Below are 17,268 nucleotides of genomic sequence, written 5' to 3' on the forward strand. Positions count from 1 at the left end.
GCCGCCGCCTGTTGTACAGGGAGGATTATTCGATGCCGAGGCCCTGGCGGACCTTCTGGTAGTCGTCGCGCTTGGCCAGCGCACCGGAGGTCAGGATCAGCTTCTCCGGTTCCTTGTTGTTGGCAACCCAGTCATACATGTTGAGCGCCGTCTCGTAGCCATGGCGCTTCGGCGAGATGATCACGGTGCCGACAAAGCCGGTGGCGGTCGGCTTCTTGAACTCGTTGATCGCCGAGTCCGCGCCGCCAATGCCGACGCCGATCATGCCGTCAGCCGGAATGCCAACGCTTTCGGAAGCGCGCACGGCGCCGAGCACGGCCTCATCATTGAGGCCGAAGGACACCCACTTCTTAATGTCGGCATGGGCGTTGAGCACAACCGTTGCGGCATTGAGCGCGGCTTCGGTGTCGGTCTTGGCCTGCGGCGCGTCAAAAATGTTCTCGGCCTTGAAGCCGTTCGCCTTGAGCACCGAGATGGCGCCTTCGACACGGTCGACGGCGGTCGGCAGCTGGTCGTAGGAGACGCGGATGGCGCCAACTTCGTCGGCCTTCCAGCCGCGCGCCTTCATTTCGTCGACGATGGCCTCGGCCGACGGCCTCGCCGATCTTGGTCGCCGAAATGCCCATATGCGGCACGTCTTCCAGCGCCTTGCCGTCGGCACCGACCAGGCGGTCGTCGACGGTCATCAGCTTGAGATTGTTGGCGGCGGCCTTGGCGACGATGCCGGGGCCGAGCTTGACGTCCGGGGTGCAGACGATGAAGCCCTGGGCGCCCTGCGCGCCGAGATTGTCGATCGCCGACATCAGCTTCTCACCGTCCTCGGCGCCGATCTTGACCAGGGTAAAACCCTTTTCCTTGGCGGCCTGGTCGGCGAACTTCCATTCGTCCTGGAACCACGGCTCCTCGGGCTGTTTGACGATGAAGCCGATCTTGGTGTCCTGAGCATATGCAGCGATGGTCGTGACGGACAGCACGGCAAGCGCGCCCGCGACGAGCGCGGTCTTCAAAAGTCGCATGATTACCTCCCAGCGATGGCCGGGCGCTCAGCCCGGATGCCGGAGTCTGTATTCGCTTTTATCATACTCGTCAATTGATCTGGTATGATAATTAAGATACATGCTCTGACCAGGGATCGCTGGCGCAAATCATCCGCATCCGGTAAGGCCGGGCCGGTTGTGCGAAATCAGCGGGTTCGCCGCCTTGGAGGAGGGCTGAGGTGACCGAAACTTCTAAGAAGGCTTCAGGCGACACGGCCACCCGCCGCCCGCGCGTCATGCCCGATGTGACCAAGGCAATCGCCTCCGACATCTTTTCCGGCCGCTACCCGGCCGGCTCCTCCTTGCCGACCGAAAACGAACTCGGTGTCGAGTATGGCGTCAGCCGCACCGTCATCCGCGAGGCGCTGAAGGTGCTGGCGGCCAAAGGGCTGGTGCTGTCGCGGCCACGTGTCGGCACCATCGTCTGCAATGAGGACGACTGGAACATCATCGACCCACAGGTGCTGGCCTGGCACGCGCCGCATGCGCTCGACGACAAGCTGTTCGACGCCATCCTCGAAACGCGCCGCGCCATCGAGCCGCTGGTCGCCGAGCTTGCCGCCACAAGAGCAACATTGCAGGAGATCGCTAATCTCGAAGCGGCGTGGCGTGGGATGGCCGGTGCCGGTGAGGATCTCGCCGCCTTCTCGCGCAGCGACATCGCTTTTCACCAGATCGTCTATGCCGCGAGCCACAACCCGATCTTTCGCCAGATCGGCAATCTGATCGACACCGGGCTGAAATTCTCGCTGGAGGCAACAGCGGTGATCTCACTCGACCGGCGCTTGGAAGCCGTGGCGGCGCACCGCGAGGTGGTCGAGGCGTTGCGCATGCGCGACGCCGAGGCGGCGCGAGGTGCGGCAAACCGGATCCTCGACCTTGCGGCGCGCGACCTCGTCAGCGCCAAGAAACTCAAGAACAACTGAGACCAGCATGAAAATCATCTCGCTCACCACCTACATCGTGCCGCCGCGCTGGCTGTTCCTGAAGATCGAGACCGATGCCGGCGTCACCGGCTGGGGCGAGCCGGTGGTGGAAGGTCGGGCGCTGACCGTCGAGGCAGCGGTCAAGGAGCTTGGCGATTATCTCATCGGCAAGGACCCTCGCCTGATCGAGGACCACTGGACGGTGATGCATCGCGGCGGCTTCTACCGCGGCGGGCCGATCCTGATGAGCGCCATCGCCGGCATCGACCAGGCGCTGTGGGACATCAAGGGCAAGGCGCTCGGCGTGCCCGTGCACGAATTGCTTGGCGGAAAGCTGCGCGACACGATCAAGGTCTATTCCTGGATCGGCGGCGACCGGCCGGCGGAAGTGGCGGCGGGCGCCAAGGAAGTGGTTTCGCGAGGCTTCCTGGCGCTCAAGATGAACGGCACCGAGGAGCTGCAGATCGTCGACAGCCACGACAGAATAGATGCCGCGATCGAGCGTGTCGCGATGGTGCGCGAGGCGGTCGGTCCCGATATCGGCATCGCCGTCGATTTCCACGGCCGCGTGCACCGGCCGATGGCGCGCATCCTGGTCAAGGAGCTCGAACCCTACCGGCTGATGTTCATCGAGGAGCCGGTGCTGAGCGAAAACCGCGAGGCGCTGAAGGAGATCGCCGCCCTCGGCTCGACGCCGATCGCGCTCGGCGAACGGCTCTACAGCCGCTGGGACTTCAAGTCAGTGTTCGAGCAAGGCGTCGTCGACATCATCCAGCCCGATCTGTCGCATGCCGGCGGCATCACCGAATGCCGCAAGATCGCGGCGATGGCGGAAGCCTATGACGTGGCCGTCGCGCCGCACTGCCCGCTCGGACCGATCGCGCTCGCCGCCTGCCTGCAGCTCGATGCGGTCAGCTACAATTGCTTCATCCAGGAGCAGAGCCTCGGCATCCACTACAACGCCGCCAACGACCTGCTCGACTACGCCGCCAACAAGGACGTCTTTCGCTACGAGGATGGCTATGTCGCCATCCCCGATGGTCCAGGCCTGGGTGTCGAGATCGACGAGGAGTATGTCAAGGAGCGGGCCAAGGAAGGCCACCGCTGGCGCAACCCGATCTGGCGCCACAAGGACGGCTCCTTCGCCGAGTGGTAGCGCAGCAAGGCTTGGCGCAGGCGCGGGACTTCCGCCTGACGGCTTGGGGAGGTGCTGTCCAGGACGCCAAACGCGACATCTACTTCAAGCCGTTCGGTACCGAGAAAGGCATCAAGGTTCTCGACGATGTCTACGAAGGTGGCTGGGCGCCGTTCAAGGCCATGCAGGATACCGGCGTCGTGCCGTGGAATAGGTCGGGAAGCGAGACGAAATGAACCGGCCGGTGGAACACCGCGCCATTCGAGCAGGCGGCTTCCAGCTAGGGGTAAAGCACAAACATTGACCAGCATTCCCAATGGAAATAGATCTCGATCCAAAGCAAAGGGAGGGATCGGTGAGAATCAGCTGCGTTATTCGAGGCCTTGTTCCGGCACTGGCACTTACTGCCAGCTCGCTTATATCGCCCGAAGCGCAAGCCAAGTCGGAGGCCTATGAAATCGGCTATGTAATGGCTGCCTATTTTTGGTGCCCGAATGCGTTAGCTTATTCCTCTATGCCGAACTTTTTCAAGTACCAAGGTACAAGCGAATATAACCGTGGCTATGCCGCTTTTAGAGCCGCGTTAAAAGGCCCCCGTCCTAGCAAAGTCTGTTTCGACACAGCCCGTGCAAGTGGGTGGTTTACCGTGCGCTGATGCAATTCCGGCCCGAAAACCGTTTCACACCCTCCGAACTGCTCCAGCCACGCGACCTAGCCCGCCTCTGGGACCCGCTGACCTAGTTGCAAATGTCGAAGACTGTTTGGTGGAGCCAATCGGGATCGAACCGACGACCTCTTGAATGCCATTCAAGCGCTCTCCCAACTGAGCTATGGCCCCACTTCCGGCAGTCAGCCGGCGCCGTTTCCGGCGAAGAGATCAGCGCGGGTTGGAACACCGCGCCGTTAGTGCAGGCGGCTTCTAACCCCGCCCTTCGTCAATATCAAGCCTTCAATACCGGCTTTTTGTTCACAGGCCGAGAAAGCCTGCAAACGCTTGTGCCTCGGGTCGATCAGACCTCATCGTCGTCGTCGCCGACGCCGATCATGTCGGCAACGTCGTCGTCTTCTTCCTCTTCGTCGGCAAGGAAAGTGTCATCCTCGTCGTCGCCGAGGTCGACTTCCTCGTCATCGCCGAGATCCGGCAAGTCGTCACCCTTGACGTCCTCGTCGGCCTCTTCGAGCGAGACGACCTCAACGCCTTCCTCTTCCTCGGCGTCCACTTCCTTCTCGGCCACTTCCTCTTCCTCCTCGAGGGCGGCAATCTTGCCTTCCTCGAAATAGGAACGCGGATAGGTCTTGCCGGTGTAGGGCGAGACGATCGGGTCCTTGTTCAGGTCGTAGAATTTTCGACCCGTCTCAGGGTCGATACGCTTTGTGCCAAGTTCGTTTTTTGCCACGGCAAGCCTCGTCAATAAAAGAGTGGTCCCCTTAACCACAGTTTGCAGCGCTGTCAAAGCGAAAAGCCGGCGTCACAAAACCCAAGTCCTGAAAGGCCTCGCGGCAAGTGACGACCATAGGGGATGACCATTTCGACCCGCCGTGATACGAGACCGCCGCAACAAATGAAAAGCGCCGGCCCGCCGGCATCCGTCCAAGGAAATTCCATGTCTCACGCCGCCGCTGCCAAGCCGGCCACCGCTCGCAAATCGTCAGCCCTTTCCGGCACGGCACGCGTGCCGGGCGACAAGTCGATCTCACACCGCTCGATGATGTTCGGCGGACTGGCCTCCGGCGAAACCCGCGTCACCGGCCTGCTCGAAGGCGAGGACGTGATGCGCACGGCTGCCGCCATGAAGGCGATGGGCGCGCAGATCGAGAAGCACGGCGCCGAGTGGGTGATCCGCGGCACCGGGAACGGCGCACTCTTGCAGCCGGAAGGCCCGCTCGATTTCGGCAATGCCGGCACCGGCTCGCGGCTGACCATGGGGCTCGTCGGCACCTATGACATGGAAACCACCTTCATCGGCGACGCCTCGCTGTCCGGCCGGCCGATGGGCCGCGTGCTCGAGCCGCTGCGCCAGATGGGCGTGCAGGTGCTGAAGGCGACGCCCGGCGACCGCATGCCGATCACCCTGCATGGCCCCAAGCATGCCGCCCCGATCACCTACCGCGTGCCGATGGCCTCGGCGCAGGTGAAATCGGCGGTGCTGCTTGCCGGCCTCAACACGCCGGGCATCACCACCGTCATCGAACCGGTGATGACGCGCGACCACACCGAAAAGATGCTGAAAGGCTTCGGCGCCAATTTGTCGGTCGAGACCGACGAGCGTGGCGTGCGCCACATCTTCATCGAAGGCCAGGGCAAGCTGACCGGCCAGACGATCGCCGTGCCCGGCGACCCGTCCTCGGCGGGCTTCCCGCTGGTCGCAGCGCTGATCGTGCCGGGTTCCGACATTGTCATCGAAAACGTGCTGATGAACCCGACCCGCACCGGACTTTTGCTGACGCTGCAGGAAATGGGCGGCCAGATCGACATCTTGAACCCGCGCAATGCCGGCGGCGAGGATGTCGCCGATCTGCGCGTGCGCTATTCCGAGCTCAAGGGCGTCACCGTGCCGCCGGAGCGGGCACCGTCGATGATCGACGAGTACCCGGTGCTGGCTGTTGCCGCGAGCTTCGCCGAGGGCGAGACGCTGATGCAGGGGCTGGAAGAACTGCGCGTGAAAGAATCCGACCGGCTGTCGGCCGTTGCCAGCGGGCTGAAGCTCAACGGCGTCGATTGCACCGAGGGCGAAGCGTCGCTTGCCGTGCGCGGCAAGCCCGGCGGCAAGGGGCTAGGCGGGCATCCGAACGGCCAGGACACGACCGTGCAGACCCATCTCGACCATCGCATTGCCATGAGTTTTCTGGTCATGGGGCTGGCGACGGAAAAGCCGGTGACTATCGACGACGCCGCCATGATCGCGACGAGCTTTCCGGAGTTCATGGGGTTGATGACGGGGCTGGGCGCGGAGATCGAGTGAGATACGTTTACGTTCATTGGAAACATGACATACCCGAGGAGCCGTCCCATCTCTGGTATGAAGTCGCCGATGGCAATTTTCAGAACCGGACCATAGAGTTTTATGCCGATGGCTCCGTGGGCTTTGCCATTCGCGGCGCCGCCTCCGACGGGTCGAAGGATATCGAAGTCGGGGGAACCAGAAATTCCGTAGAAGGCTTTCCTGATCGCGAAGAGATCAATTCGGATAGTTAGTTCGAGGCCTTGGAGGTCACGGCGGTTGACTTCGAGCGCCGGTGGAGTGAGGCACTTGCATCGAGGTTTCGAATGACCCCAACCTTCACCATCGCCATCGACGGCCCCGCCGGTGCCGGAAAGGGCACGCTGGCCCGGCGGCTTGCCGACCATTACCGGCTGAACCTGCTCGACACCGGCCTCACCTACCGGGCGGTCGCCTATGCGCTCATCCAGCACGCGCTGCCGCTCGACAATGTCTCGGCGGCCGAGACCGCCGCGCGCCAGGTCGATCTGGCAAGGCTCGACCGCGCGGTGCTGTCGGCACATGCCGTCGGCGAGGCCGCCTCGAAGGTTGCGGTTTACCCGACCGTGCGGCGCATCCTGGTCGAAAAGCAGCGCGACTTCGCCAAGACGCCGCCGGGCGCGGTGCTGGACGGGCGCGACATCGGCACTGTCGTCTGCCCCGATGCCGACATCAAACTCTATGTGACGGCGAGCGCGGAGGTACGGGCAAGGCGCCGGCTGGCCGAGATCGAAAGCATCGGCGGCACCGCCAACTTTGCTGAAATCCTCGCCGATATCGCGCGCCGGGACGAGCGCGACATGGGCCGCGCCGACTCACCGCTGAAGCCGGCCGCCGACGCGCACTTGCTTGATACCAGCGAAATGGCTATAGAAGCCGCGTTTCTAGCGGCCATGGCGATCATCGACGACGCGCTGGCCAGGAGAAACAAGGCCTGATCCGGGTTTTCTCCCGTGTTTCCGTTGCCGGAAGCGCAGAAAATACCCATATCGGGCACGAACCAGCCTGCCAGCATTCTTCATGCGCCGGAATTGCCGCTTAGAAAGCGGCCCAGGGCTTTTTAAAGCCCGGAACGCCGGCAGGCCAACGCAACGCTAACCCACGGCGCCCGTCCCGCTCAGAGATGCGGGGCACTCCAGGAGAAAATATGTCAGCTGCAAATCCCACTCGCGATGATTTCGCGAGCCTGCTCGAAGAATCTTTTACCGCCGGCCATTCCGGCGAAGGTCAGGTCGTCAAGGGCATCATCACCGCCATTGAAAAAGACATGGCCATCATCGACGTCGGCCTCAAGGTCGAAGGCCGCGTGCCGCTGAAGGAATTCGGCGTCAAGGGCAAGGACACCACCCTCAAGGTCGGTGACACCGTCGAAGTCTATGTCGAGCGCATCGAGAACGCGCTTGGCGAAGCGATGCTTTCCCGTGAAAAGGCCCGCCGCGAAGAGAGCTGGGTCCGTCTCGAAGAGAAGTTCACCAAGGGTGAGCGCGTCGAAGGCGTCATCTTCAACCAGGTCAAGGGCGGCTTCACCGTCGACCTCGACGGCGCCGTGGCCTTCCTGCCGCGCAGCCAGGTCGATATCCGCCCGATCCGCGACGTCTCCCCGCTGATGCACAACCCGCAGCCCTTCGAGATCCTCAAGATGGATCGCCGTCGCGGCAACATCGTGGTGTCGCGCCGCACCGTGCTCGAGGAGAGCCGCGCCGAACAGCGTTCGGAAATCGTGCAGAATCTCGAAGAAGGCCAGGTTGTCGAAGGCGTCGTCAAGAACATCACCGATTACGGTGCGTTCGTCGACCTCGGCGGCATCGACGGCCTGCTGCATGTCACCGACATGGCCTGGCGCCGCGTCAACCATCCGACCGAAATCCTCAACATCGGTCAGACGGTCAAGGTGCAGATCATCCGCATCAACCAGGAAACCCACCGTATCTCGCTCGGCATGAAGCAGCTCGAGAGCGATCCGTGGTCGGAGATCGGCACCAAGTTCCCGATCGGCAAGAAGATCAAGGGTACCGTCACCAACATCACCGACTACGGCGCGTTCGTCGAGCTGGAGCCGGGCATCGAAGGCCTTATCCACGTTTCGGAAATGTCGTGGACCAAGAAGAACGTGCATCCCGGCAAGATCCTGTCGACGACGCAGGAAGTCGACGTTGTCGTGCTCGAGGTCGATCCGGCCAAGCGCCGCATCTCGCTCGGCCTCAAGCAGACGCTTGAGAATCCATGGGAAGCGTTCGCGCGCAGCCATCCGGTCGGCAGCCAGGTCGAGGGCGAGGTCAAGAACAAGACCGAGTTCGGCCTGTTCATCGGCCTCGAAGGCGACGTGGACGGCATGGTGCACCTCTCCGACCTCGACTGGACCCGTCCGGGCGAGCAGGTCATCGAAGAGTACAATCGCGGCGACATGGTCAAGGCGCAGGTGCTCGACGTCGACATCGAGAAGGAGCGCATCTCGCTCGGCATCAAACAGCTGGCCAAGGATACGGTCGGCGAAGCAGCCAACAGCGGCGAACTGCGCAAGAACGCCGTCGTCACCTGTGAAGTCATCGGCGTTAAGGATGGTGGTCTGGAAGTGCGGCTGGTCGACAGCGGCATCGAGACCTTCATCAAGCGCTCCGACCTCAGCCGTGACCGCGACGAGCAGCGCCCCGAGCGCTTCACCGTCGGCCAAAAGGTCGATGCCCGCGTCATCGCCTTCGACAAGAAGACCCGCAAGCTGCAGGTCTCGATCAAGGCGCTGGAAATCGCCGAAGAGAAGGAAGCCGTCGCTCAGTACGGCTCGACCGACTCCGGCGCTTCGCTGGGCGATATCCTGGGTGCCGCGCTGAAGAAGCAGGGCAGCTAAGTCCTTCGCAAGCTCTAAACAAAACCCCGCCGGAGCGATCCGGCGGGGTTTTTCTTTGGCTAGAGCAGTTTACCGTTTCACGGAAAACCGCGAACTGCTCTAACTGTTTGTTTTGACACAATTCCGGACGGAAAACCGTTTCACACTTTTCCCGGAATTGCCCTAGTTCTGAAACTGAAGAATTGCGCCTATGACTCAGGCCCGGCCGTAGAGCGGCACCAGCGTTCCGCTCACCGCCTGGTTGGCGGGCGAGGCGAGATAGGCGATGGCCTCGGCCGCCGCTTCGAGGCTGACCCATTTGGTGAAATCGGCATCCGGCATGTCGGCGCGGTTTGCCGGGGTGTCGAGCGTCGACGGGGCCACGGCATTGACCAGGATGCCCTTGGCCTTGAGCTCTTCGGCCATCGCCACCGTCATGGCCGCCACCGCCGCCTTGCTGGCCGTGTAGGCGACCATGCCGGCGCCGCGCCTGGGGTCGAGCCCGGCGCGCGCGGTGACATTGACGATGCGGCCTGATGTGCCCGACGCCAGCATCGAGCGGATCGCCGCGCGGCTGCACAGGAAGGTGGTGCGGGCATTGGTATCCATCATCTCGGCGAAGGATGCCGATTCGATCTTTTCCACCGGCGCCATGGCAAAACCGCCGGCGAGATGGATCGATCCCCACAAGGCGGGAACCTGAGCATAGAAGCCTTCAACCTTGGCGGAGTCCGACAGGTCGACATTGTGCGCCAGCTTGACGTTCTCATGCGCGGTGAAAGGAAAATGCTGGGGTGCCGCGGCGTGCGCGTTCGGCACGTGGCAGATCGCGCCCTGTTCCAGCAGCCGGCCAACCACCGCACCGCCGAGCGCGCCGGTTCCACCGGTCACAACGATATGCCTGCCTTGAAGTATTTCCGTCATCCTGGACCGCTCCTGTCGTATTTTTATGATTTTGTCGCTTGTTGCGCCGCGCCGACGCGAAGCGTCGCGCCTTTCGGGCGATCACTCAACTGATATCTCGACATGGCAGCCGTCACGTCTTTGCATGCGTCGGGACGCATATAGTGGCAATGCCGCCAGCCATGCGCTGTTGCGGTACAACAGCCGAGCCGGCAAAAGGTCCGATGCGGTTGGAAAATCAACGCCGGCCTGAAGGCTTCAATCGACCGTGATTTCGATGACGCAGGGCAATCCGGTTGCCCGGGCGCGCTTCAGCGCCTGTGGCAAGGCGCCGATATCGGCCAGCCGTTCAGCGCCAATGCCATAGGCTTCGGCCAGCTTGCAGAAATCCGGCGGCGCCGGCGAGACCCCGACAGGTTCGACGCCGACATCGAGCATCGAGGTTTCGATCTCGCGATAGCCCCTGTTGTTCCAGACCACGAAAATGACCGGTGCGTCGGAATCAAGTGCGACACCCAGTTCCGGCAATGTGAACTGGAAGCCGCCGTCGCCGGTCAGGCAGACGACCGGCACGTCGGGCATGGCAAGGGCGGCGCCGATCGCCGCCGGCGGGCCATAGCCAAGCGCACCGAAGCCGGTGGCGGCGTTGAACCAGCCGGCCGGCCGGTCGTGATCGTAGTAGAGGTTGGCGGCGTAGATCGGCTGCGTCGAGTCGCCGACGATGATCGCGCCCGGCAGCGTGTCGCGGATCATTTCCACGGCATGCACCTGTGCCAGATAGGCCGGGCTCAGCTCGGCGACCGCCGCCTTGCGTGCTGCAGCGGCGCGCGCCTCGCCGTCTGGCGCGGCCACATGAGCGGAGCCGATGGCGGCGAGCAGGGATTCGATTGCCTCGGCGCAGTCGGCCTGGATGCCAACGGTCACCGGGCGGCGCACGATCTGGTCGGCGCCGATGTCGATGCGGATCAGGTTGGAAGGCAGCACAAAGCCACCGTCGCCATAGCCGTCATAGTCGGTCGGGCCGAATTCGGTGCCGGCGGCAATCACCAGATCGGCCTCGGCCATCAGCGCGCGAACCGCCTTCAGGCTGGGACTTGCCGGCACGCAGAGCGGGTGGCGGTGCAGCAGGCCGCGCGCATTGGTGGTCTCGACGACCGGCGCGCCCAATCTCTCGGCCAGGCGCCGCAAGGACGATTCGGCACGCTTAGCTCCGCCGCCGGCCAGGATCAGCGGCCGGAGGGCAGTGGCGATGAGTTTGGCGGCGCCGGCAATTGCCGCGCCGTCCGGCGCCGGCGGTGCCGCATTGTTCAGCAGCGCAACGATGCCATCAGCCGGCTTGACCATGACATCGGTCGGGATCTCGATATGCATCGGGCCGGGCCGCGAGGATGAAAACAAGGCGAAGGCCTGTGCCAATGCGCCAGGCAATTCGCTGGCCTCGGTGACGCGCTGCGACAACAGCGCCACCTTCTCCATCATGCCGCGCTGATCCGGCAGCTCGTGCAGGAAGCCCAGCCCCTTGCCCAGCGTCGGCATGGCGTTGACGCCCGATATCACCAGCATCGGCACCGAATCGGCGCGCGCCTGGCCCATGGCGGTGATGGTGTTGGTCAGCCCCGGCCCGGTGATGACGAAGGCGACGCCGGGCTTGCCGCTGGCGCGGGCATAACCGTCGGCCATGAAGCCGGCGCCCTGTTCGTGGCGCGGCGTAACATGGCGGATTTTCGAGCGCGCCAGACCACGGTAAAGCTCGACAGTGTGCACGCCCGGAATGCCGAAGACGGTGTCGACGCCATGGGCTTCGAGCAGCGTGATGAGGGCTTCGCCGATGGTTGGCCCAAGTGTTGTCACAGTGGTCATTGGCGCAGCACCGGGCGTGTCAGGCAGGTCGGGCCGCCCTCGCAGGCGATACACAACGCGTCGGCCTCGAAGGTGGCGACCGTGCAGCCGGCCGCCTCCATTGCAGCCGCAGTCTTGGGAAAGCCAGCGACGGCAATCACCTGATAGGGCGCGGTCGGCAGTACGTTGAGGCTCAGTCCGTTGGAGGCAGCGAATTCCTCAGCATCGCCCTCGACCAGCTTGATCCCGCGCGCACGCAGCAGCTGGTAGAAGGCGGCGGGCAGCAGCGGCGAATAGACCAAAGCCAGATCGTCGGCGAGCGGGCTGATCACCGACATCAGGTGCAGGCAGGCTTCCTCGCCATGCCAGAGCGGCAGGTCGAAGCCATAGACCTGTATGCCCTTGGGCGAGAGGAGGTTGGCGAGCTGCTGTATGCCGTCCTGGTTGGTGCGCACGCCACGGCCCACAGCAAGGGTGTTTGCATCGACCCAGACGCAGTCTCCGCCTTCGACCTGGCCGGGATGCTCGATACGGCCAAGGATCGGAATGCCGGTGCGCTTGTACGCGGCCTCGTGCAGGCCAGGCTCGGGCCGGCGCAACGCCTTGCCCATGGACAGGATGATGGCGCCGTGATCGGTCATAAGCGACGGGTCGTGGGTGAAGACCGAATCGGCCAACCCGTCATCGGCATCCGTCAGCCATTCGATCTCGGCACCAGAAGCCGCGACCAGCTTCGTCAGCTGCTCATGCTGGGCGTCGGCTTTTTGCGGGTCGAAGCCCGGACCATAGTGCCATTCCTCCGCCTTGGCATGACGCATGGCGCTGGCGGCGGAGCGCATCAGCACCCGCCGCAGCGGCCCGGCCATCGACTGCGACCCGTAAGCTTTGCCCACTAAATTCTCCCGAAAAGCCGTCCCCTGCCAATAGCCACTCAGCAAGCCGTGATCAATGGTCCAAAAAAGCACGGTTGACGGAGGCAAGTGGAACGGTCCATCTTGAGAATGGGAACTCTGTCCAGTGACGGTTAATGGGTAAAACAATCCAGCAGCGATGGGCTCGACCGCTCCGCGGAGCGTCGAAGGGATGATGGCGCACGGCGCCGCACCCGTCCAGAAACACACGGCGCAGGACGGCGCCGCCGAAGCCATCCATGTCGAAAACCTGCACAAGAAGTTCGGCCAACTGCATGTGCTGAAGGGCGTGTCGCTGTCGGCGCGCGACGGCGAGGTGATCGCCATCATCGGCGGCTCGGGCTCGGGCAAATCGACGCTGCTGCGCTGCATCAACTGCCTGGAAAACCCGACCAGCGGCATTATCCGCGTCAACGGCGAAGAGATCAAGCTGAAGGCCGATAGCCACGGCCACACCATTCCCGCCGACCGCAGGCAAATCGAGCGCATCCGCTCCAAGCTCGGCATGGTGTTCCAGAATTTCAACCTCTGGAGCCATATGACGCTGATCGAAAACGTCATCGAGGTTCCGGTGCATGTGCTTGGCGTCAAGCGCGAGGTGGCGATCAGCGAAGCCGAAAAGCTGCTGCTGCGCGTCGGGCTTGCCGAAAAGCGCGACGTCTATCCCGCCTATCTGTCGGGCGGCCAGCAGCAGCGCGCCGCGATCGCACGCGCCTTGGCCATCAATCCGCGCGTCATGCTGTTCGACGAGCCGACCTCGGCGCTCGACCCGGAACTGGTCGGCGAGGTGCTGAAGGTGATCGGTGATCTGGCGCGCGAGGGCCGCACCATGGTGCTGGTCACCCATGAAATGAAGTTCGCCCGCGAGGTCGCGACCCACGTCGTCTATCTCTATAACGGGCTGGTCGAGGAAGAGGGCCCGCCGGAGCAGATCTTCGGCGCGCCGAAATCCGAAAGGCTGAAGCAGTTCATCCGCAACATCGGCTAGGGACAGGCCGGGACGGAAGAGAACCGGGAACCAACAACAAACTGGGAGTCGTGAAATGAAGACTGTTCTGAAGACATTCGCCGCAGCGCTGCTGCTCGGCGTCGCCGCCATGGGCGTGGCCAAGGCCGATCCGGTCAAGATCGGCGTCGCGGCCGAACCCTATCCGCCCTTCACCTCGCCGGACGCGTCGGGCAAATGGGTCGGCTGGGAAATCGAGTTCATCGATGCCATGTGCGCCGAGGAGAAACTCGACTGCGTCATCACGCCTGTTGCCTGGGACGGCATCATCCCGGCGCTGACCACCAAGAAGATCGACCTCATCGTCTCGTCGATGTCGATCACTGCCGAACGCGAGAAGACGATCGACTTCTCGGACAAATATTACAACACGCCGACGGCGATCATCGGACCGAAGGACCAGAAATTCGGCCCCGGGCCCGACGACCTCAAGGGCAAGGTCATCGGCGTCCAGGTGTCGACCGTGCACGCCGTCTACGCCAAGAAGCACTTCGGCGCCACGGCTTCCGAGATCAAGGAATACCAGACCCAGGACGAAGCCAACAACGATCTTGCCGCCGGCCGCCTCGACGCGGTGCAGGCCGACTCCATCGCGCTTGGCGAATTCCTCAAGTCCGACCAGGGCAAGGCCTGCTGCGACCTGAAGGGCATGGTGGCTCCGGACGACGAGGTGCTTGGACCGGGTGTCGGCGCCGGCGTGCGCAAGGAAGACACCGACCTGAAGGCAAAGATCAACGCCGGCATCAAGGCCATCCGGTCCAACGGCAAATATGACGAGATCTCGAAGAAATACTTCGATTTCGACATTTACGGCGGCGGCGGCGCGCAGTCGAACTGATCGGCAAGCCTTGGCTTGTGACCGCGCGGCGCATCATGCGCCGTGCGGTTTCGCCTGAACCTTTCCACGCACATTTTCGCTGACGAAAATGGCCAGCGGCTGACGCCAGCAATCCGGGGGCAAAGCTGATCGACGCATTCCTTTCGGCCTCGGCGGCCGGCATCATCGACCTTCTCTCGCCCTATCCGCCGGGTTGGGGCGGAACGCTGCTGCTCGGGCTGCTCCACTCGATCGAAATTGCGCTCGGCGCGACCTGCCTTGGTCTCCTGATCGGTACCGGCGGCGCCTATGGCAAGCTCTATGGCGGCCCGGTGGTGCGCGATCTGCTGGCCGTCTACACAACCATCGTGCGCGCCGTCCCCGAACTGGTCCTGATCCTGCTGCTCTATTATGCCGGAACCGACCTGATCAACCAGGCGCTGGCGGCAATGGGCTATCCGCGTATCGACATCAGCGGCCTTGCCGCCGGCATTGCCGTGCTCGGTTTCGTCCAGGGCGCCTATTCGACAGAAGTCATACGCGGCGCGATCCTGGCCATCCCGCAGGGCCAGATCGAAGCCGCCCGTGCCTATGGCATGTCCCCCGGCCTGATGCTGCGGCGCATAACTCTGCCGGCCATGCTGCCGTTTGCCATACCGGGCCTTGCCAATCTCTGGCTGATCGCCACCAAGGACACCGCCCTGCTGGCAGTCGTCGGTTTCTATGAACTGGCGCTGGCAACACGGCAGGCCGCGGGTGTGACCAAAGCCTATTTCACCTTCTTCTTCGCCGCGGGTGTGCTGTACCTGCTGCTTTCGCTGCTTTCCAACTTCCTCATCGGCCGTGTCGAGGCCTGGTCGCGGCGCGGCATGCCTTCGCTCAAGGAAGCGCGCTGATGGCCAACGAGGCAGCCATCATCAACGTTGTCGCGCGAACGTCGCTGTGGCTGCAGCCGCACCGCATCGTGCTGATCCTGATCGCGCTAGGGCTGTTTCTGGGCGCCATATTCTTCATGCGTTGGGACTGGCTGCCGCAATATTACGAGATGGGTCTGCTCGGCATCTGGCGCTCACTATGGATCCTGGCCGTCACCTGCGTGCTGGGCTTCCTGCTCGCCGTGCCCTTGGGGTTGGCGCAGGCGACCGGCTCGTTCTGGTTCGCAGCACCCGCCAAGGTCTTCTGTACCGTCATCCGGGGAACACCCCTGCTGATCCAGTTGTGGCTGCTTTACTACGGCCTGGGCTCCTTGTTTCCGCAATATCCGTGGATACGCGAGTCCTGGATGTGGCCGTATCTCAGGCAAGCCTGGCCTTATGGCGTGCTGGCACTCACTCTGTCCTTCGCCGGTTACGAGGGCGAGGTGATGCGCGGCGCCTTTGCCGGCGTGCCAAAAGGGCAACTCGAGGCCGCGCGCGCGTTCGGCATGAGCCGCTGGAAGGCATTCCGGCGCATCTGGCTGCCGCAAGCCATCTACCGGGCGCTGCCGACACTGACCGGCGAAACCGTCTTGCAGCTGAAGTCGACGCCGCTGGTGGCGACCATCAGTGTCATCGACATCTTCGCCGTCTCGTCCAAGGTGCGGCAGGACACCTACCTCACATACGAACCCTTGCTGCTGCTGGCGCTGATCTACATGACGATCACCGGCATCCTGGTCTTCGCCTTCAGCAGGATCGAGGCGCGGATCCCGAACAAGATCGGCTAGGGCCTGGAATTGCCCTGGAGCCGCTAAGCCCGTACCGTGGACTTGCAACAGCGGACGTGTCCGCCGTTTTTCTTGCAGTCGCGGACGATTTTCAACACAAACGCCGCCTCATGTGCTGTTAGACCCAACCAACCAATTACAGCAATCGCAGGACGGCCATGATGCAACTCAGTCTCGACCAGGCAAAAGGACTTTGCCGGATGGCGGCACTCGGCGCCGGCGCCAATGAGGAAGCGGCGCAATCGCTGACCGCCTCGATCATAGCAGCCGAGGCGGAAGGGCTTTCGACCGTCGGGCTGTCGCATTTCATCGATTATCTCGAAGCGCTGGATGCCGGGCGCATCGACGGCAATGCCGATCCGGTGATCACAAGGCCGGCGCTGGCCGTCTATCTCTCCGACGCACGCGGCGGCCTGGCACATACCGGCTTCGACCGGACGATCGACGACCTTGCCAAGGCGGCAAAGCTGTTCGGCGTCGCCATCTTCTCGCAGAAGAATGCCTATACGTGCGGCGCGCTCGGCTATTTCACCGGCAGGCTGGCGGCACAGGGGCTGGTGTCGTTCGCCGCGACCAACGGTCCGGCCGTGCTGGCTGGCTCGGGCTCGGTCAAGCCGGTTTATTGCACCAACCCGATGTCGTTTGCCGCGCCTGCCGCCGACGGCGCGCCGCTGGTCATCGATCAGTCGTCGAGTGCCACCGCCTTCGTCAACATCCGCAAGGCGGCCGAGGACGGCAAGAAAATCCCCGAAGGCTGGGCGCTGGACGCCAGCGGCAACCCGACCACCGATCCGGCGGCCGCCATGAAGGGCGCCATGCTTGCCTTCGGCGGCCAGCGCGGCGCCAACATCGCACTGATGGTCGAAGTGCTGGCGGCCGGCCTGTCGGGTGCCAAATGGTCGCTCGACGCGCCCTGGTTCAGCGGCGGCCCCGACAGCCCCGGAACCGGCCTGTTCGTGCTTGCCGTCGAGCCCAAGCTGCTCGATCCGGATTTCGAACAGCGGATGAAGGACCAGCTCGATCGCCTGCGCCGCCGCTACGGCGTGCACGTGCCGGGCCGGGCTCGGGCCGAAGCCGCCGAGAAGGCGCAGGCACGCGGCATCACCGCGCCCAAGGCGGTGGTGCAGCGTATTTCCGAATTTGCCGAGCGCTATTCGGCCTGAATTCCAGCGAACGGACACCCG

General features: G+C 63.4%; 16 protein-coding genes, 1 tRNA gene and 1 pseudogene. 12 read left to right on the forward strand and 6 right to left on the reverse strand.

What is annotated here, in order from left to right; genetic code table 11:
* Nucleotides 1-25: 25 nt before the first annotated feature.
* Nucleotides 26-1,016: pseudogene (locus AC56QX_RS03040) on the reverse strand (arabinose ABC transporter substrate-binding protein).
* A 257-nt stretch (nucleotides 1,017-1,273) separates the two neighbouring features.
* Here AC56QX_RS03040 and AC56QX_RS03045 point away from each other — a divergent pair.
* From AC56QX_RS03045 to AC56QX_RS03055, 3 genes are read left to right on the forward strand one after another with little or no spacing between them, the layout of a single operon-like run.
* Nucleotides 1,274-1,963: a FadR/GntR family transcriptional regulator gene (locus tag AC56QX_RS03045; protein ID WP_497117662.1), complete on the forward strand. Its 690-nt coding sequence runs from the start codon at nucleotides 1,274-1,276 to the stop codon at nucleotides 1,961-1,963.
* 7 nt (nucleotides 1,964-1,970) lie between these two features.
* Nucleotides 1,971-3,119, forward strand: a complete 1,149-nt coding sequence (gene dgoD, locus AC56QX_RS03050; protein ID WP_497113654.1) for a galactonate dehydratase — start codon at nucleotides 1,971-1,973, stop codon at nucleotides 3,117-3,119.
* Between the two features lie 11 nt (nucleotides 3,120-3,130).
* Nucleotides 3,131-3,334 (forward strand): hypothetical protein, encoded by a 204-nt coding sequence (locus tag AC56QX_RS03055; protein ID WP_497113655.1) that lies wholly within the window; start codon nucleotides 3,131-3,133, stop codon nucleotides 3,332-3,334.
* Nucleotides 3,335-3,860: 526 nt separating this feature from the next.
* On the opposite strand, the gene AC56QX_RS03060 is transcribed toward AC56QX_RS03055, so the two are convergent.
* Both AC56QX_RS03060 and AC56QX_RS03065 read right to left on the reverse strand, forming a co-directional pair.
* Nucleotides 3,861-3,936, reverse strand: a tRNA-Ala gene (locus AC56QX_RS03060).
* Between the two features lie 172 nt (nucleotides 3,937-4,108).
* A complete protein-coding gene (locus AC56QX_RS03065; protein ID WP_497113656.1) occupies nucleotides 4,109-4,495 on the reverse strand; it encodes a TIGR02300 family protein in 387 nt (128 codons plus the stop codon).
* Between the two features lie 207 nt (nucleotides 4,496-4,702).
* Between AC56QX_RS03065 and aroA the strand changes: the two genes are divergently transcribed.
* The 4 genes from aroA to rpsA all read left to right on the forward strand — a co-directional run bounded on the left by aroA (nucleotide 4,703) and on the right by rpsA (nucleotide 8,924).
* The gene (gene aroA, locus AC56QX_RS03070; RefSeq protein WP_497113657.1) at nucleotides 4,703-6,061 is read left to right on the forward strand and encodes a 3-phosphoshikimate 1-carboxyvinyltransferase; all 1,359 of its coding nucleotides are present in this window, start codon (nucleotides 4,703-4,705) and stop codon (nucleotides 6,059-6,061) included.
* Nucleotides 6,058-6,294 (forward strand): DUF6881 domain-containing protein, encoded by a 237-nt coding sequence (locus AC56QX_RS03075; protein WP_497113658.1) that lies wholly within the window; start codon nucleotides 6,058-6,060, stop codon nucleotides 6,292-6,294. The genes aroA and AC56QX_RS03075 overlap by 4 nt, the downstream gene beginning before the upstream one ends.
* A 72-nt stretch (nucleotides 6,295-6,366) precedes the next feature.
* On the forward strand, nucleotides 6,367-7,017 hold the full coding sequence (cmk, locus tag AC56QX_RS03080) for a (d)CMP kinase (protein WP_497113659.1): 651 nt from the start codon (nucleotides 6,367-6,369) through the stop codon (nucleotides 7,015-7,017).
* 209 nt (nucleotides 7,018-7,226) lie between these two features.
* The gene (rpsA, locus tag AC56QX_RS03085) at nucleotides 7,227-8,924 is read left to right on the forward strand and encodes a 30S ribosomal protein S1 (RefSeq protein ID WP_027040545.1); all 1,698 of its coding nucleotides are present in this window, start codon (nucleotides 7,227-7,229) and stop codon (nucleotides 8,922-8,924) included.
* Nucleotides 8,925-9,119: 195 nt separating this feature from the next.
* On the opposite strand, the gene AC56QX_RS03090 is transcribed toward rpsA, so the two are convergent.
* The 3 genes from AC56QX_RS03090 to AC56QX_RS03100 all read right to left on the reverse strand — a co-directional run bounded on the left by AC56QX_RS03090 (nucleotide 9,120) and on the right by AC56QX_RS03100 (nucleotide 12,511).
* Nucleotides 9,120-9,827, reverse strand: coding sequence for an SDR family NAD(P)-dependent oxidoreductase (locus AC56QX_RS03090; RefSeq protein ID WP_497113660.1), 708 nt, complete (start codon nucleotides 9,825-9,827; stop codon nucleotides 9,120-9,122).
* A gap of 237 nt (nucleotides 9,828-10,064) precedes the next feature.
* Nucleotides 10,065-11,666, reverse strand: a complete 1,602-nt coding sequence (locus AC56QX_RS03095) for a 5-guanidino-2-oxopentanoate decarboxylase (protein WP_497113661.1) — start codon at nucleotides 11,664-11,666, stop codon at nucleotides 10,065-10,067.
* Complete coding sequence (locus AC56QX_RS03100; protein ID WP_497117664.1) at nucleotides 11,663-12,511, reverse strand: dimethylarginine dimethylaminohydrolase family protein; 849 nt, start codon at nucleotides 12,509-12,511, stop codon at nucleotides 11,663-11,665. Before AC56QX_RS03100 ends, AC56QX_RS03095 begins: the two co-directional genes overlap by 4 nt.
* 217 nt (nucleotides 12,512-12,728) lie before the next feature.
* Here AC56QX_RS03100 and AC56QX_RS03105 point away from each other — a divergent pair, with 217 nt between their 5' ends.
* The 5 genes from AC56QX_RS03105 to AC56QX_RS03125 all read left to right on the forward strand — a co-directional run bounded on the left by AC56QX_RS03105 (nucleotide 12,729) and on the right by AC56QX_RS03125 (nucleotide 17,247).
* Nucleotides 12,729-13,544, forward strand: coding sequence for an ABC transporter ATP-binding protein (locus tag AC56QX_RS03105; RefSeq protein WP_497113662.1), 816 nt, complete (start codon nucleotides 12,729-12,731; stop codon nucleotides 13,542-13,544).
* A 55-nt stretch (nucleotides 13,545-13,599) separates the two neighbouring features.
* Complete coding sequence (locus AC56QX_RS03110) at nucleotides 13,600-14,400, forward strand: transporter substrate-binding domain-containing protein (protein ID WP_497113663.1); 801 nt, start codon at nucleotides 13,600-13,602, stop codon at nucleotides 14,398-14,400.
* A gap of 161 nt (nucleotides 14,401-14,561) precedes the next feature.
* Entirely contained in the window at nucleotides 14,562-15,275 is a 714-nt protein-coding gene (locus AC56QX_RS03115) for an ABC transporter permease (RefSeq protein ID WP_497117666.1), read from the forward strand.
* Nucleotides 15,275-16,084 (forward strand): ABC transporter permease, encoded by an 810-nt coding sequence (locus AC56QX_RS03120; RefSeq protein WP_497113664.1) that lies wholly within the window; start codon nucleotides 15,275-15,277, stop codon nucleotides 16,082-16,084. Before AC56QX_RS03115 ends, AC56QX_RS03120 begins: the two co-directional genes overlap by 1 nt.
* Nucleotides 16,085-16,245: 161 nt before the next feature.
* Complete coding sequence (locus tag AC56QX_RS03125; protein ID WP_497117668.1) at nucleotides 16,246-17,247, forward strand: Ldh family oxidoreductase; 1,002 nt, start codon at nucleotides 16,246-16,248, stop codon at nucleotides 17,245-17,247.
* Nucleotides 17,248-17,268 lie beyond the last annotated feature (21 nt).

This window comes from Mesorhizobium sp. RCAM 06353, assembly GCF_059683585.1.